Source organism: Rhizobacter koreensis (genome assembly GCF_013366375.1).
Lineage (GTDB): Bacteria > Pseudomonadota > Gammaproteobacteria > Burkholderiales > Burkholderiaceae_C > Schlegelella_A > Schlegelella_A koreensis.
Genome location: NZ_JABWMJ010000012.1, coordinates 83,844 through 98,976, shown reverse-complemented (window position 1 = coordinate 98,976; position 15,133 = coordinate 83,844). Strand labels below are relative to the sequence as shown.

Annotated in this window: 14 protein-coding genes and 1 pseudogene; 7 read left to right on the top strand and 8 right to left on the bottom strand. The window is 71.5% G+C overall.

The features are described 5' to 3' along the window. Positions 1–21 precede the first annotated feature (21 nt). Genes HQN59_RS21475 through HQN59_RS21465 form a run of 3 tightly spaced genes read right to left on the bottom strand, consistent with a single transcriptional unit; the run spans position 22 to position 4,446 of the window. Entirely contained in the window at positions 22–2,697 is a 2,676-nt protein-coding gene (locus tag HQN59_RS21475; RefSeq protein WP_176071167.1) for a hybrid sensor histidine kinase/response regulator, read from the bottom strand. Further along, entirely contained in the window at positions 2,694–3,686 is a 993-nt protein-coding gene (locus HQN59_RS21470) for an ABC transporter substrate-binding protein (RefSeq protein WP_176071166.1), read from the bottom strand. The genes HQN59_RS21475 and HQN59_RS21470 overlap by 4 nt, the downstream gene beginning before the upstream one ends. A 1-nt stretch (position 3,687) precedes the next feature. Continuing rightward, positions 3,688–4,446: a response regulator gene (locus tag HQN59_RS21465; protein WP_342451273.1), complete on the bottom strand. Its 759-nt coding sequence runs from the start codon at positions 4,444–4,446 to the stop codon at positions 3,688–3,690. A 313-nt stretch (positions 4,447–4,759) separates the two neighbouring features. Here HQN59_RS21465 and HQN59_RS21460 point away from each other — a divergent pair, with 313 nt between their 5' ends. From HQN59_RS21460 to mddA, 5 genes are all read left to right on the top strand, one after another. Beyond that, a complete protein-coding gene (locus HQN59_RS21460; RefSeq protein WP_176071165.1) occupies positions 4,760–6,094 on the top strand; it encodes a tetratricopeptide repeat protein in 1,335 nt (444 codons plus the stop codon). Between the two features lie 154 nt (positions 6,095–6,248). Then, positions 6,249–6,563, top strand: a complete 315-nt coding sequence (locus HQN59_RS21455; protein ID WP_176071164.1) for a DUF2917 domain-containing protein — start codon at positions 6,249–6,251, stop codon at positions 6,561–6,563. Next, positions 6,560–7,198, top strand: coding sequence for a GNAT family N-acetyltransferase (locus HQN59_RS21450; protein ID WP_176071163.1), 639 nt, complete (start codon positions 6,560–6,562; stop codon positions 7,196–7,198). Before HQN59_RS21455 ends, HQN59_RS21450 begins: the two co-directional genes overlap by 4 nt. Positions 7,199–7,305: 107 nt before the next feature. Continuing rightward, on the top strand, positions 7,306–7,578 hold the full coding sequence (locus tag HQN59_RS21445) for a DUF4242 domain-containing protein (RefSeq protein WP_176071162.1): 273 nt from the start codon (positions 7,306–7,308) through the stop codon (positions 7,576–7,578). Positions 7,579–7,656: 78 nt separating this feature from the next. Next, positions 7,657–8,487 (top strand): methanethiol S-methyltransferase, encoded by an 831-nt coding sequence (gene mddA, locus HQN59_RS21440; RefSeq protein WP_176071161.1) that lies wholly within the window; start codon positions 7,657–7,659, stop codon positions 8,485–8,487. On the opposite strand, the gene HQN59_RS21435 is transcribed toward mddA, so the two are convergent. Then, positions 8,471–9,094: a uracil-DNA glycosylase family protein gene (locus HQN59_RS21435; protein WP_176071160.1), complete on the bottom strand. Its 624-nt coding sequence runs from the start codon at positions 9,092–9,094 to the stop codon at positions 8,471–8,473. The two genes, mddA and HQN59_RS21435, sit on opposite strands and share 17 nt — an antisense overlap. Positions 9,095–9,297: 203 nt before the next feature. Here HQN59_RS21435 and HQN59_RS26910 point away from each other — a divergent pair. Then, a pseudogene (locus HQN59_RS26910) lies at positions 9,298–9,909 on the top strand (HPP family protein); the annotation flags it as partial. 88 nt (positions 9,910–9,997) lie between these two features. Beyond that, entirely contained in the window at positions 9,998–10,708 is a 711-nt protein-coding gene (locus HQN59_RS26905; RefSeq protein WP_342451272.1) for a CBS domain-containing protein, read from the top strand. A 21-nt stretch (positions 10,709–10,729) separates the two neighbouring features. On the opposite strand, the gene HQN59_RS21425 is transcribed toward HQN59_RS26905, so the two are convergent. Genes HQN59_RS21425 through HQN59_RS21410 form a run of 4 tightly spaced genes read right to left on the bottom strand, consistent with a single transcriptional unit; the run spans position 10,730 to position 14,942 of the window. Continuing rightward, positions 10,730–12,010 carry a hypothetical protein gene (locus HQN59_RS21425; RefSeq protein WP_176071159.1) on the bottom strand — a complete coding sequence of 427 codons (1,281 nt, stop codon included), beginning with the start codon at positions 12,008–12,010 and terminating at the stop codon, positions 10,730–10,732. A gap of 2 nt (positions 12,011–12,012) precedes the next feature. Continuing rightward, complete coding sequence (locus tag HQN59_RS21420; protein ID WP_176071158.1) at positions 12,013–12,813, bottom strand: outer membrane lipoprotein-sorting protein; 801 nt, start codon at positions 12,811–12,813, stop codon at positions 12,013–12,015. Positions 12,814–12,819: 6 nt separating this feature from the next. After that, positions 12,820–14,238 carry an ABC transporter permease gene (locus tag HQN59_RS21415; protein WP_176071157.1) on the bottom strand — a complete coding sequence of 473 codons (1,419 nt, stop codon included), beginning with the start codon at positions 14,236–14,238 and terminating at the stop codon, positions 12,820–12,822. Then, entirely contained in the window at positions 14,235–14,942 is a 708-nt protein-coding gene (locus HQN59_RS21410) for an ABC transporter ATP-binding protein (protein WP_176071156.1), read from the bottom strand. Before HQN59_RS21410 ends, HQN59_RS21415 begins: the two co-directional genes overlap by 4 nt. Positions 14,943–15,133: the final 191 nt, after the last annotated feature.

Genomic DNA, 15,133 nt, shown 5'->3' with positions numbered 1-15,133 from the left:
TCGCCGCGGCGGGACCCAACGTCAGGCCGCGAGCTCGACCACCAGCCGCCGCACGTCGCCCGGCAGGAAGGGCTTCTCGATCAGGTGACGCCCGCTCGCGCCGACGAAGTCGCGCAGCGACGCGGTCAGCATGTCGCCGGTGATGAAGACCACGCGCGCGGCCTGCGCGGGCCAGCGCCGCTCGATCTCGCGATAGAGCGCGCGCCCGTCGAGGTCGGGCATCCGCATGTCGGCGAAGATCACGTCATAGCGCTCGGCCGCCATGCGGGCGAGCGCCTCGCGTCCGGTTGCCGCCGTCACCACGCGATGGCGCGCCTGGCTCAGGATGTCGACCAGCGTCTCGCGCACCTCCTCCTCGTCGTCGACGATCAGGATGCTGCGCGCGCCCGCGTCCTCGCGCGTGAGCGAGGGCGCGCTCGAGCGCTCGCCGGCCGCGTCGCCGAGCGGCAGCGTGATCAGGAACGCCGCGCCGGCGCCATCGGGCGCCTCGATCGTGAGGCTGCCGCCGTGCGCCTCGACGATGCCCTGGCTCACCGCGAGGCCCACCCCGGTGCCGGTGCCGACCGCCTTGGTGGTGAAGTACGGCTCGAACACGCGGGCGCGCAGCGCCTCGGGAATGCCGGGGCCGCTGTCGGCGACGCGCACCAGCACCCGCGCTCGTGCCGCGTCGAAGCGCGACTCGATGCGGATGCGCCGCGAGCCGGCGTGGTCCTGCAGCGACTGCTGGGCGTTGATCACGAGGTTGAGCAGCACCTGGTGCAGCTGATCGGCGTCGGCGTGGATGGCAGGCACGTCGTCGGCGAGCGCGAGCTCGAGCGTGATGCCGCTCGCGCGCACCGCGTAGCCTGCGATGTCGAGCGCCGCACCGATCACCTCGTTGATCGCGACCGGGCCGCGCTGCGGCGGCTGCTGGCGCGCCATCGCGAGGAAGGTGCGGACGATGCGCGCGCAGCGTTCGGCCGCACTGCGGATCTTGGCCGCCGCCGTACGGATCGACGGGCTGCCTTGCTCCTCGAGCAGCACGGCGCGTGCGACCACCACCGAGAGCGGGTTGTTGAGCTCGTGCGACACGCCGGCGAGCAGCGAGCCGAGCGCGGCGAGCTTCTCGCGCTGGTACGACGATTCGCGCTCGCGCGCCAGCTCGGCTTGCGCGCGCTTTTTCTCGGTGATGTCGCGCGCCAGCGTGAGCAGGCGATCGCGACCGGCAATCGTGACGCGCTTGCCATGGACCTCGTGCCAGCGCAGCTCGCCGCTCGCCGTGCGGCAGTGCCAGTCGATCGACATCGGCTCGCCGGCGGCGGCGCGGGCGAAATGGCGCATCGCGCCTTCGTGCGTGTACGGCGGTTCGCCCGCGCTGAGGTCGCCCAGGCGCAGCCGCAGCATCGCCTCGCGCGGATAGCCGAAGTCGGCGCAAGCCTTGGCGTTGACGTCGACGATGCTCGCGGTGTCGATGTCGTGCACGAAGATGGCGTCCTCGGCGGCGTCGAAGATGGCGCGGTAACTCGCCTCCGACGCGCGCAGGGCGGCGTCGGCGCGCTGGCGCTCCGTGATGTCGGTGGCGATGCCGCAGACCGCGTACGCCGCGCCGTCGGCGTCGTGCAGCGGGAACTTGATCGAGATGTAGGTGTGCACGCCGTCGTCGAGCGGCACCGCCTCCTCGAACTCGAGGGTTTCGTTGCGCTCGAGCACCTGGCGGTCGTGCGCGCGATACGCCGCAGCGCGCTCGGCTCCGCGCACCTCGGCGTCGAGCCGTCCCACCACGTCGGCCGACCTGAGCCCGAACACGCGTTCCCACTGCCGATTGACGAAGAGATAGCGGCCCTCGGCGTCGCGCGCGAAGATCACCGCGGTCGAGTTGTTGAGGATCTGCTGCAGGCGCTCGTCGCTCGCCTCGAGCTCGCGCTGCACGCGCGCACGCTCGGCGAGGTCGTCGCGCAGGCGCGTCTGCGTTTCGGCGACCTGCACCGCCATCGCGTCGAACGCACGGCCGAGGCGGCCGAGCTCGTCGTCGCCCGAGAGGCCGCTGCGCACGTCGAGGCGGCCCGCGGCAAGTGCCTCGGCGGCGCGCATCAGGCGCGCCGTGCGCCGCGTCAGCAGGAAGTGGAACACCGCCCACATCACGAGCGCGAGCGCGGTCACCCAGCCGGCCCAGTAGAGCGCCTGGCGCATCACCTGCTCGCGCGCCTCGGCCTTGTAGCGGACGAGGTCGTAGGCGACGAGCAGGCTCCCGCTGCGCGACGGCCGCAGCTCCTCGCCGCGGCTGCCGAGCAGGATCGCCGCGTGGCCGAGCAGCGAGCGTCCGCCCGGTCCGGTCTCGATGCCGGCGCGGCGTTCGCTGAGCGCGCCCAGCACTTGGCCGAGGCCGATCTGCGGCAGCACCTCGGCGATCGGCCGGCCGAGCCAGGCGCGCCGCGTCGCAGTGGTGACGCGGTCGTGCTCGTCGGTCAGCACGGCGACGATCACGTCGTGGTTGTGCGCGAGCACCGCGATCTCGTACTGCGCCGAGGGGGCGTCGCCCTTGAGCAGCAGGTACTCGAGCGTGCTCTGCAGCCGCGAGAGCTCCTGAGCGAGGCGCTTCCTGCTGTCTTCCTGCGCCACCTGCTCGGCCTGCGGCACGTGCACGAGCAGGTTCACCGCCGACAGCACCGCCGCGAACAGCAGCAGGATGAGCGGCACGGTGAACTTGAGCGAGGTCATGGCGGCGGCCGCGGCAGACGGGTCAGCGGCCCGGGTGCGAGCAGGCTCTCGATGTCGACCGGCGCGCGCAGCAGCTTGGCGTCGAGCATCAGCGTCATCAGCCGGCGACCGCTGGCGGCGAGGCTCGGCGTCGGCCCGCCGAGCATGGCGAGGTTTTCCTCGCGCGAGGGCACGTGCAGGCCGCGCTGGCCGGCGAGGAACTGCTCGGCGCTGGTCTGCTGGCGGATGCCCATGCGCCGGGCCGCATCGCCGGGCTCGCGGCGCATGAAGTCGACCGCGCCGAACCAACCGGTCAGCAGCGCCTGCACCGCCGGCCCGCGCTCGTCGAGCACGCCCTTCCTGATCGCGATCAGGTCCACGATCTCGCCCGGGATGCGCGTGCTGTCGAACAGCGTTCGGCCGCCCGCCCGCAGCAACTGCGTCCGATACGGATCGAACGTGACGGCGGCGTCGACGAGGCCCTTCTCGAACGCCGCCGGCTGCTCGTTCGATTCGAGGTGCACCACCTTCACGTCGCCGGCCTGCATGCCCGAGAGCGCGAGCGCGCGGCTCAGCACGAAGGCGGGCAGGGCACCGCCTTCGACCGCGATCGACTTGCCGGCGAGGTCGCGCATCGTCTTCATGCCGGCGCGGCCGACCACCGCATCGGCGCCGTGCGAGACGTCGACCACCAGCACGGCCCGAGGGTCGAGGCCATCGACGGCGAGTCCGAACAGCTCGTCGAGGCTGATCACCATGCCGTCGATCGCCTGGTTGCGATAGGCGCGCAGCACCTCGCTCGCCGACGGGTACTCGACCAGCTGCACGTGCAGCGGGTCGAGCGTGCCGAGCTCGCGCGCGAGGTAGAGCGGCTCGCTGCCGATCCACACGTTGGTGCCGATGCGCAGCGCCGGCGGCTGCGGGCGCGTGCATGCCGCGAGCAAGGCGAGCAGCAGCGCGCCGAGCAACGCGGCGCAGAGCCGCGCCAGCGGGGGCGTGCGCGCGCTCACCTCAGGTGCCCTCCGGCACGAAGACGTAGCCCTCGTTGCGCACCGTGCGGATGAAGCGCGGGTGCTCGGGGTCGGGCTCGATCTTCTTGCGCAGGCGCATCACGCGCAGGTCGACGCTGCGGTCGAACGGGTCCCATTCGCGCGGCCGGCCGAGATTGAGGATGCGCTCGCGCGAGAGCGGACGGTTCGGGTGGCGCGCCAATGCCTGCAGCAGGTCGAACTCGAGCGGCGACATCGCGACCTCGGCGCCGCTCTCGTCGGTGAGCCGATGGGCGGTCAGGTCGAGCACGCAGCGACCGACGCGCACGCGCTCGGCACCGATGTCGGCGCGGTGCGCGGCGGCCGTGCGCCGCAGCACGCTCTTGATGCGCGCGGCGAGCTCGCGCGGATCGAACGGCTTGGCCACGTAGTCGTCGGCGCCGACCTCGAGGCCGACGACGCGGTCGATCACGGTCGAGGCCGACGTCAGCATGATGATCGCGACGTTCTCGTAGCGCTCGCGCAGGTGGCGCGCGAGGCTGAGGCCGTCCTCGCCCGGCATGTTGATGTCGATCAGCGCCAGATCGATCGGGTGCCCGGCGGCGTGCGCGCGCGCCGCGCTCGCGTTCTCGGCACCGACCGTCGCGTAGCCGTGCGCGGTGAAGTACTCCTCGAGCACGTCGCGCACGTCCGGCTCGTCGTCGACGACCAGGATCGTTGCCTTGGGATCTGCCTCGTGCGCCTGCATCCGCTCCTGCTCCGCTGAGGTGTCGACCGCCACGGCGCCTTCGAATCTTCCGAAGGAGCCAGACCGCTGCGGCGTCGGCGCGAGCATAGGACGGCGCCCGCCGCGTGGATAGACGCCGCGGGCGCCGCTGATACGAACGAAACAAATCGGCCGCTCCCCCTTCTGCGGGGCGCTGCTGAAACAGACGAAACACGCAGCCGCGGGACGCGACACGCGGCTGCGACGTCGGCTGCCTAGATTGACGGCACGCCGCACCCATGGCAGCGCGGCACGCATCGCGAGCGGTTCCGTCGCTTCATCGACCAGCGCCCGCGGTGCGCCACCCACGTCATCGGAGTCATGTCCCGTGAGCACGCACGATCCCCGCGGCTGCCCCGTCTCCGGCAGCAATCCGATCGCCCGTCAGGCCTACGAGCGCGCGCTCGCCGCGTTCGTGGCGTGGCGCACCGACAGCGACGATCCGCTCGCCGCAGCGCTCGAGGGCGCGCCGCGCTTCGTGATGGCACACGTGCTCGCCGCGTGCAAGCTGGTCGGCAGCCGCGATCCGCGCCGGGTCCGCTCGGCGCGCCCGGTGCTCGAGCTCGCGGCCGCGTTGCCGGCGAACCCGCACGAGCGTCTGCACATCGCCGCGCTCGAACGCATCCTCGACGACGACTACGAAGGCGCCGCCGGCGTGCTCGGGCAGGCACTCGACGCCCGGCCGCGCGACGTGCTCGCGCTGTCGATGGCGTGCGGCATCGACTACCTGGGTGGCGCGACCACGCGCATGCGCGAACGCGTCGAGCGCGTGCTGCCGGCGTGGCCCGACGACCTGACCGGCGCGCATGCGGTGCGCGCGATGCACGCGTTCGCGCTCGTCGAGTGCGGCGAGAACGCGCGCGCCGAGGACGCCGCGCGCCACGCGATCGCGCTCGAGCCCGGCAACGCGCGCGCGCACCACGCGATGGCCCACGTCTTCGAGATGACCGATCGACCCGAGGCGGGCGCGCGCTGGTTGAACGCGCACGCCGCACTCTGGAGCGAGCGCACGGTGGTCGCGACGCACTGCTGGTGGCATCTGGCGTTGTTCCATCTCGCATCCGGAGATGCCGGCGCGGTGCTCGCGCACTACGACCGCCGCATCCGCGCCGGCGGGCTCGTCGACGTCGCCGACCTCATCGACGCCGCGGCGTTGCTCTGGCGGCTGCGCCTGAAGGGCATCGACGCCGGTGCGCGCTGGCGCGAGCTGGCTGCGGCGTGGGAGTCGCACGTCGACGACGCGTTCTGCAGCTTCAACGACCTGCACGCGATGCTCGCGTTCGTCGGCGCCGGCGATTGGTCGCGCGCGCGTTGTCTCGAGCAGGCGCTCGCGCGCCGCCAGTGGCTGCCGACGCGGCACGGCGAGAGCACACGGCAGCTCGGCCTGCCGGCGTGCCGCGCGTTGATCGCATTCGGCCGCGGCGAGCACGCGCTCGCGATCAGCCTGCTCGCGAGCCTGCCGGCGCACCTGCATCGGCTGGGCGGCAGCCACGCGCAGCGCGACGTGCTGCACCTCACGTTGCTGCAGGCGATCGAGTCGATCCGCCGTCCGGCGCCGCGCGCGCAACACACGAAACAGGAGCGGCCGCCGCGCGACATCCGCCTGCCATACGCGCTGCCTAGATTGGTCGTACCGAACGAAGTCGCCGAGGCCACGCCATGAAGACCACCACCTGCTGCCGACGCTCTCGACCGTCGCGCTGGCGTGTGCGTCGGCCGCGCTGCTGGTCGCGAGCCCGCCCGCCGACACACGCGGGCCCGGCGAACGCCTTGCGCTCACCCGCATTTCCGCCCTGACGTCCGAGGAGGAACCGACCATGGATGCACGCACGATCGACCCGACCCACGAGCGCATGGTCTCGCTGCGCAACGACGAGCTCGCCCGCATGAGCGGGGCGGCGCGGCTGTGCGTGACGCGTGGCCTGCTCTGGCTCACGCTCGACCGCCAGCCCGACGACCACATGCTGCGGCCCGGCGACCGCTTCACGCTGCCTCGCGGCGCGCATGCGCTGCTGCAGGGGCTCGCGGCCGACACGCGCGTGCTCGTCGTCGAACCGGCGCCGTCGGCGCTGCAGCGCGCGGCGAGGACGCTGCAAGTGGCGATGCTGCGTGTCGCCGGAGCGACACCGTGAGCGCCCGCATCGAGATGCCGGCGACGCGCGCCCGCTACCCCGGTGCGCTGATCGACCGCCTCATGCTCGCCGACGACCGCTGCGTGGTGGTGCGGCCGGTGCTCGCGATCGACGCGCCGGCCGAGCAGGACTTCGTGCGTGCGCTGTCCGTCGACTCGCGCCACAAGCGCTTCCTTGCCGCGCTCGTCGAGCTGCCGCCGACGCTGCTGCGCCAGATGACCGACGTCGACCACGAGGCGCATGTCGCGATCGTCGCCGAGGCGCTCGACGAGGCCGGCGACTCGATCGGCATCGTCGCCGACGCACGCTACGTGTGCGACGGCGACACCGCCGAGTTCGCGATCGCGGTCGCCGACGCGTGGCAGGGCGTCGGCCTCGGCCGTGCGCTGATGCAGCGCCTGCTGCGCTACGCGGCACGTCACGGCGTCGCCACGCTGGTCGCCGACATGCTCGTCGGCAACACCGCGATGTCGAGCCTGGCCACATCGTTCGGCGGCCGCCTCGTGGCGTCGCCGTATGGACCGGGCGTGACGCGCGCGCGCATCGAACTCGCCCGCGCCGCCCGTGCGTTCGCGCCGACCGCGGTGGCTGCACGCGCGGGCCGCGCGCCCTCCGGGGCGACTGCGGCGGCGTGACGCGGCTCCCGATGACCCCGGCCGGCGGCCAGCCATGTCCCGCAGCATGGCCGCCGGTTTTCGACTCGACGCTGCGGGACTGCTTTCCCGAACTGAAGGATCTGACCATGAAGCGCTATGTGATCGAACGCGACATTCCCGGCGTGGGCCAACTCGACCGCGCCCAGCTCAAGGACGCCTCGGCGACTTCCAACGCCGCCCTCGAAAAGCTCGCCGGCAAGGTGCAGTGGGTGCAGTCGTACGTCGTCGACGACAAGACCTTCTGCATCTACCTCGCCGACCACGAGGCGTCGGTGTACGAGCACGCCCGGTTGAGCGGCTTTCCCGCCAGCAAGGTGAGCGAGGTGCGCAGCGTCATCGAGCCGATGACCGGCTACTGAGCGCCCGCCGCCCCGCCTGACGCCGCGGCCGTCGGTCGTGGCGGGCGGGCCGGCCCTTCCGCCTTCACGGAGACCACCATGAGACTTCCTGCAACCCTGTACGGCGGCGTCGCCTACACGATCTTTCTCGTCACCTTCCTCTATGCGATCGGCTTCGTCGGCAACGTCGTCGTGCCGAAGTCGATCGACGCCGGCCTGCCGGCAAGCGCGGCCGAGGAGTCGCTCGCGCTCTCGCTGCTCGTCGACGTGCTGCTGCTGGGCGTCTTCGCGATCCAGCACAGCCTGATGGCGCGGCCGGCGTTCAAGCGCTGGTGGACCCGCGTCGTCCCGCCCGTCGTCGAACGCAGCACCTACGTGCTGCTGGCGAGCCTGGCGCTGCTCGTGCTCTTCCTCGAATGGCGGCCGATTCCCGGCACGCTCTGGGATCTGCGCGCGACGCCGCTCGGCTGGGCCCTGGCCGGAACGAGCGCGCTCGGCTGGGCGCTGGTGCTCGCGTCGACGTTCCAGATCGACCACTTTGAGCTGTTCGGCCTCAAGCAGGTGTGGCGTCATTGGCGCGGGCGCGCCGCCGCCGAGCCCGAGTTCCGCGTACCGCCGTTCTACCGGCACGTGCGGCATCCGATCTACGTCGGCTTCATGCTCGCGTTCTGGAGCACGCCGGTCATGAGCGCCGGGCACCTGCTGTTCGCCGCCATGACGTCGGCCTACATCCTGGTCGGCATCGCTTTCGAGGAGCGCGACCTCGTTGCCCAGTTCGGCGATCGCTACCGGGCATATCGCCGCGAGGTCGGCATGCTGCTGCCGCGGCTCGGCGCCGCCGGTGCTCCGGTGCACGAGCGTGCCGAGCCGCACCCGCCGGCGCGCGACGACCTGCGCGAGGCCCGCACGTGGATCAGGTGGTGGCTCTGAGACGTGCCTTCAGCAGCGTCGGGAACGCGCGTGCCCAGCGCGCGTTCGCACCCGACGGATGCGGCACCGGGCAGAGCGTCAAGCGGCGCACGGTCGCGTCGGGCATGTCGAGCACCACGTCGAGTTCGGCCTCGTACGTGTCGGCGCGGGTCCGGAACGCGTCGAGCTCGCGCCGCAGCGTGGCGTCCCCGAGTCCGAACCAGCCGAACGCTGCCTCGCCGAACGCGATCACGCGCCGGCCCTGCCAGCCGGCGAGCAGTTCGAGCAGTGGCGGTCGGCAGCGGCGCCGTACCGCCAGGCTCCACGGCCGGTTGCCGAGCGGCTTGAACGGCACCGTGTTCATCCAGTAGACGTCGGCCGCATCGGCCCCGAGCTCGCTCAGCACCGCACGAATGTTCTGACCCGCCGGCCCCACGAACGGCTGCTGCAGCCGCACTTCCTGCTCGCCCGGGTCGCGCCCGAAAAAGCACCAGCGAGCCTGCGGCGCGCCGAGGCCGAGCACCGGCTCGTGCGGGTGGCGATCGTGGCGGCGGTAGCACTCGACGTCGATGCCGTCGAGCGTGGCGGCGATCGCGCGCAGGTCGTCGAGCGGGCCGGGCGATGGCATGCGCGATTCTGGCGCGCGCTCGGCTGCGCACTGCGCGGGACGGTCCGGATCACGGTGGGCGAGCGCACCCGGCTCGCGGGGCGGACGAATGGTCCTGGCGAGTCTGGGCAGGTCGGCAGCACGAGCGGTGACGTCGCCGCGCCCGGCGCACACCGACGCTGCGACCCGCCCGAGCCGGTGGCTGCGCCGGCGATGGCGTTGGGATGCGTCGCGACGCTCGCCAGCCGGCGAGGGGACAATGGCGCCGCCCGCGAACCCGCGGCTCCGCGTCACCCCGCGGTCTGCACCGCGCCACATCGGCGTCGCTCGTCGCCCGGCTTGCCCTGCGCTCGGGCGGCAGCATGCGCAGCCCGCTCCGCGAGCCCTCGCTTTCCTGCATGAAACCGCCCCTCCCATCCGCGCCGCTGGCGTCGGCGCTTCCTGCCGACGCGGTGACGCCCGTGGCGCCGGCTCCGCTGGCGCACCCGACCTCGCGTGCGGCCGCCTTCCTGCGCAGCTTCTGGCCCGCTCCGGTCCACGTCGACGCGCGCGAGCGCTGGCGCACGATCGCCGGCGCCGGTGTCGGCATCGCGTTCGTGGCGATCGGGATTGCGCTGCTCGGGCGCGCGGGCTTCGGGCTCTTTCTCGTCGCGCCGCTCGGCGCGAGCGCGGTGCTGGTGTTCGCGACGCCGGCCAGCCCGCTCGCGCAGCCGTGGAGCGTGGTCGGCGGGAACGGCATCGCGGTGCTGGTCGGCGTCGCCTGCGCGGCGTGGATCCCGGAGCCGCGACTCGCGGCTGCGTTCGCGGTCGCGCTCGCGATCGCCGCGATGTTCGCGCTGCGCTGCCTGCACCCGCCGGGCGGTGCGATGGCCCTCTCGATGGTGCTTGCTCACAGCACGCACTGGACGGCGCGCGATCGCGCCGGTGCTGACCGGTTCGTTGCTGCTCGTGCTCGCCGGCATCGCCTACAACCACGCGACGGGTCGCCGCTACCCGCACGCCCAGCAGCCGGCGGCTCCGGCCGCGTCACGCGCGCCCGGCATGCGCCTCTCGGCCGAGGACCTCGACGCTGCGCTCGCGCGCTACAACCAGGTGCTCGACGTCAGCCGCGACGACCTGGAGGACCTGCTGCACGAGGCCGAGCAGAACGCCTACCGGCGCAGCCTCGGCGCGCTGCGTTGCGCCGACGTGATGACGACGCCGCCGGTCACGGTGAGCGCGGCGACGGCGCTTGCCGACGCGCGCCGGCTCATGCGAGAGCGCCGCATCAAGGCACTGCCGGTGGTCGATGCGCGTGGCGCCATCCTCGGCATCGTGACCGCCGCCAACCTTGCCGATGGCGCCGAGACGCGCATCGCGCGCGGGCGCGTCGGCGAACGTCTGCGCGGCATGCTCGGCCGCTGGAGGCCGGCCGCGCCGGAGCCCGAGGGCGTGATCGGCGACGTGATGACGCGCACGGTGCGCGTCTCGAGCGCCGATCGGTTCGTGGTCGATCTGCTTCCGCTGTTCGCGGCCGGCGGGCACCACCACCTGCCGATCATCGATGCCGAACGTCGCGTCGTCGGCGTGATCACGCAGAGCGACCTGGTGCGCACGCTGGCGCGATCGCTCGCGCTGGTCGACGGTGCGCGCTGACGCCGGGCGCCTGTCGCCGCGTCAGAGGAAGCGGCGATAGAGCAGCTCGACGCGACGGCCTTCGGGCACCGAACCGAAAACCGAACGCGAGTTGCCGCCGTAGTGCAGGTACTGCAGCGCGACCTCGTTGCTGCCCCAGTGGTAGCGCGCCTCGGTCCACATCTCGCGGCTGTGCGTCTCCCACTCCTGGCGCACGAAGCCCGACACGTCGAAGTTGCGCATGCCGAGGTCGCGCCAGTTCGCGTACACGAAAAGGGCGCGGCGAACCGGTAGCTCCTGGTCGCGCTGGCTCGTGCCGAGCAGTGCCAGCGCATTGAACGGGCCGGCGCCGCGGTAGGCCCGCCACTGGCCGCGCCGGGGAGCCGCGCTGTTGTACTCGGCCTCGGCCGTCAGCGAGAGGTTGAAGCTCGTGGTGTAGGTGAGGCCGGCAGCCGCACGCTGCTGCAGATGCTTGTGCGCACGGTCGTCCTGCACCTCGTCGATGAGGGAGCGCGAACGCCCGGCCGCGTACTCGAAGAACGCGACCGTCGAGCTGTTCACCACGCTCGAGAGGTTGAGGCCCACCTGCACCGGCTGGTCGTCGCCGCCGTGCAGCAGCACCTGCGGGCTGAACTGCGAGCCGAGCTTGTACGAGCCCGCCAGCAGCCACCGGTTGCGGAAGTTGGTCGAGCCGGCGTCGATCGCGAACGTCGAGTCGTTCGGCTTGTCCGAGAGATACGGCGAATACACCGCCGACAGCGAGCCGTCGCTCCAGAGCTTCTGCCCCTGCAGAACGAACGTGCCCTGGCGGTTTTCGCGCAGGCTCACCGGGTCGCGGGTGACGATCGAGCGCTGCGCGCCGAAGCGGAAGAAGTCGGTCGGGTTGTAGCCGAGCGCCGCTCCGTAGCGCAGGTTGACGCGTCCGAGGTCGGCGACCACGTCCGGGCGCACCTGCCAGCTCAGGTACGCCTCGCGCAGCGTGTTGATGTTGGTCTTGCGGGGCGGCACCGACGAACGCCCGAGGTCCAGTCGGTCCGAGAACACGGCGCGCAGACCCGGCGCCAGCGTGCCGTCGTAGCGCAGGTCGAGCGAGAGTCGGCCGCCTTCGGTGCCCGACTCGTGCCCGGGCTCCCAGCTGCGCGAGACGCCTGCCTCGCCGAACACGCGCCAGCTGCGCTGCGGCTTGGCCGCGACCTCCTTGGTGTTGTCGGCGAGGTCGAGCGCGTCGGCGTCGGCGCCGCCCGGCGCCGGCGCCGGCTCGGCCGCGAGGGCCACGGTGGTGGCGAGGGTGAGGGCGCCCAGCGCCGCGGTGGTTCGAAGCATCGTCATTCCGGTTTGAAGCGCGGCAGATAGTCGCGCTGCAGCCACGCGTCGGGGACGTTGCGCGACGCGAAGTCGCTGTAGCGCATCACGGTCACCCAGTTGGGATCGAGGCCGTCGATGATGACGACCTCCGTCGGCCGCTCGGCGCCGAGCTGCGACTGGAACTTGCGGTAGTACGCGGTCTTGAGCTGGCGGCCGCTCTCGGCGTAGTAGAGCGCCTTCACGGGGCGCGCGGTGCCGACCTCGATCCACATCTCGATCTGGTTGTAGGTGACGTCGGGCGAGCGCTCCGTCAGGCGCAGCTTGTAGCAGCGCCGGTTCACCTTCTCGCCGTCGACGAGATCCTCTTCGCCGATCAAGGTGGCGGTGTAGTCCTTGGCCAGGTTCACCGTCACGATGTCGCCGTTGGCGGCCTGGCCGAGCAGGCGCTGCTGCGGCGAGAGCCGGATGCTGGCCTTGCTGGCCGGGTCGTAGAACCAGAGGTCGTTGCCGTTCTTGAGCAGCAGCTTGTCGGCGTCGCGCGTCGGCTCCACGAAGCGAATGAGGCTGCGGAACTGACCGCTCGCCGGATCGGACTTCGAATAGACCTCGAGCGTGTTGCCTTCGGTTTGCTTCTTGTTGCGGTATTCGATCAACTGGACCGTCACGCCGAACGGCTTGGGCGGGTTGCGGACGTTGTCGCTGGCGGCGAGGATGGCCTGCGCGTCGACCGCGGCGAACGCGGTGGCCGATGCACAGGCCACCGAAACGCCGAGCAGTGTCGTGCGGGCGTGGCGAAGGGCCAGGGTGAGGAGCTTGCTCATGATGGTTCAGACGTGTCGAAGGGCGTCGACGATGTTCATGCGCGAGGCGCGGGTCGCCGGCAGCAGCGCCGAGAGCGACGCGACGGCGATCAGGCCGAGGGCGCTCCCGAGCATCATCATGTGCTCGCCGGCGACCTGCGCGGCAAGCGGCGAGGGCTCGACGCCGCCGGGCGGCATCCAGGTCAGCCCCATGAAGTTGATCACCCACGCGAGCGCGACGGCCGCGCTGAGTCCGACCACCGAGCCGATCGCGCCGAGCACCATCGCCTCGGTCAGGAACAGCTTGCGGATGCCGGCGCGGCGCAAGCCCAGCGCGCGCACGGTGCCGATCTCGACCGTGCGCTCGACCACCGTCATGCTCATCGTGTTGCTGATCGTGAACAGCACCACCGCGCCGATCAGCGCCGAGATGAAGCCGAAGATCGCCGCGAACATCCCGAGCGTCTGGCCGTAGAAGGGGTTGAGCGTTTCGTAGTCGATGATCTCGAGCGGGTTGTCCTTGAACGTGGTCTCGAGGATCTGCTGCAGGCGCTCGCGTGCCGCCGGCACCTGCCGGGTGTGATGCAACTGCAGCGCGATCGCCGTGGCTCTCGGTGCGGACTGACCGAACACCAGCTTCTGCGCCTGCGCGAGATGCATGGTGACGTGCACGTCATCGAGCTCCTTGATGCCTTGGAACTCAGCGCGGACCACGTTCACCGCGGCAACGTTCGGGGCACCGCGTGCACCCGCGGCGAGGATCTCGATGCGCGGTACGCCGCTCGCCGCCGCCGCGGGCCCGGCTGGCTTGGCGGCCGGTGCCGAGAGGCCGGCGATGTCGTCGGGAAGGTCCGCCCCCTTCGCCGCGGCCGGCGGCGGCGCGCTGTCCGACGGCGGCGCGGCGACACAGTTTGGCACCTCGAGCGCACCGCAGAGCTGCAGCACGCGGGCGACGCCGGTGCCGATCACCGCCGAGTCGGGCCCGGAGCCGGAGAGAGCGAGTCGGCTCGGCACCAGTCGCAGCCGGTAGTCGTTCCACTCGCGCATCAGGTTCTGACCCTGCACCTCGTAGCCGCTCACGAACACGGTGCGCGACACGCCCGCGGCGAAGTTGCCGGCGATGCCGCCGAAGTTGAGCACCGGCGTGCCCACGATCAGCATCGGTGCGAGCACCGGGTCGGCGCGGACCGTCTTCAGGATGCGTTCGTAGTCGGCGATGCCGTACGCTGCCGGGTCACCGCTGCCGTACAGGAAGTAGCCCTTGCGCTGGATCTGAAGGTGCCCCGAGCGCTGCACGTATCCCGACTGCAGCTGATACGTGATGTCGCGGACGAAGCCGCCGAACAGCAGCACCGCGACCATGCCGAGCACCATCGCGAGCAGCGTCATCAGCGAACGGCGCCGGTTGCGCATCAAATTGCGCAGAGCGAGCGAGAACGTGTTCATGCGCCGAGCTCCCGCTGTAGCGTGCGTCGCTCGATGCCGGTGATGCGGCCGTCCTGGATGTGGATCGCGTCGTCGGCGGCGTCGAGCAGCTTCGGGTCGTGCGACGAGAAGACGAACGACACCTGGTAGCGCCGCTGCATCTTGCGCATCAGCTCGAGGATCTCGACGCCGGTCTTGCTGTCGAGGTTGGCGGTCGGCTCGTCGGCGAGCACGAGCTGGGGCTTGCGCGCGAGGGCACGCGCGATCGCGACGCGCTGGCGCTGGCCCCCCGAGAGTTGCCCGGGCCGGTGCGCTCCCTTGTCGGCAAGACCCACCGCGTCGAGCAGCTTCCTGACGCGGCGGTGCCGCCGCTCCTTGGGCATCTTGGCCATCAGGAGCGGGTACTCGACGTTCTCGAACGCGCTCAGCACCGGCAGCAGGTTGAAGTTCTGGAAGATGAAGCCGAGCTGCTTGGCGCGGAAGTCCGAGAGCGTGTCGTCGTCCATGGTCTGCACCGCCTTGCCGCCGACCATGATGGTTCCGCTGTCCGGCCGGTCGATGCAGCCGATCAGATTGAGCAACGTCGTCTTGCCGCTCCCGGACGGGCCCGACAGCACCGTGAAGCGGTTCGGCAGGATCACCAAGTTGATGTCGGTGAGCGCCGGCACGTCGACGGCATCGAGCTGGTAGGTACGGGCGACGTTTTTCAGGACGACAGGATGCATCGAGCTTTCGGCGGCAGTCCGATTCGAACAACTGCGAAGTAGAACATCATCCGGCGCGGCTTCGCCGCCCGCAGTAGGCGGAAAAGGCACTCGACACGCCGGGGTGCAACAAGCTGTGTCGATGCGGCCGTAGCGCAGCTCGGCTCGGACTGCAGAAGCGCTACAGCTCGGCGCCGCATCGGGCGAGGGCT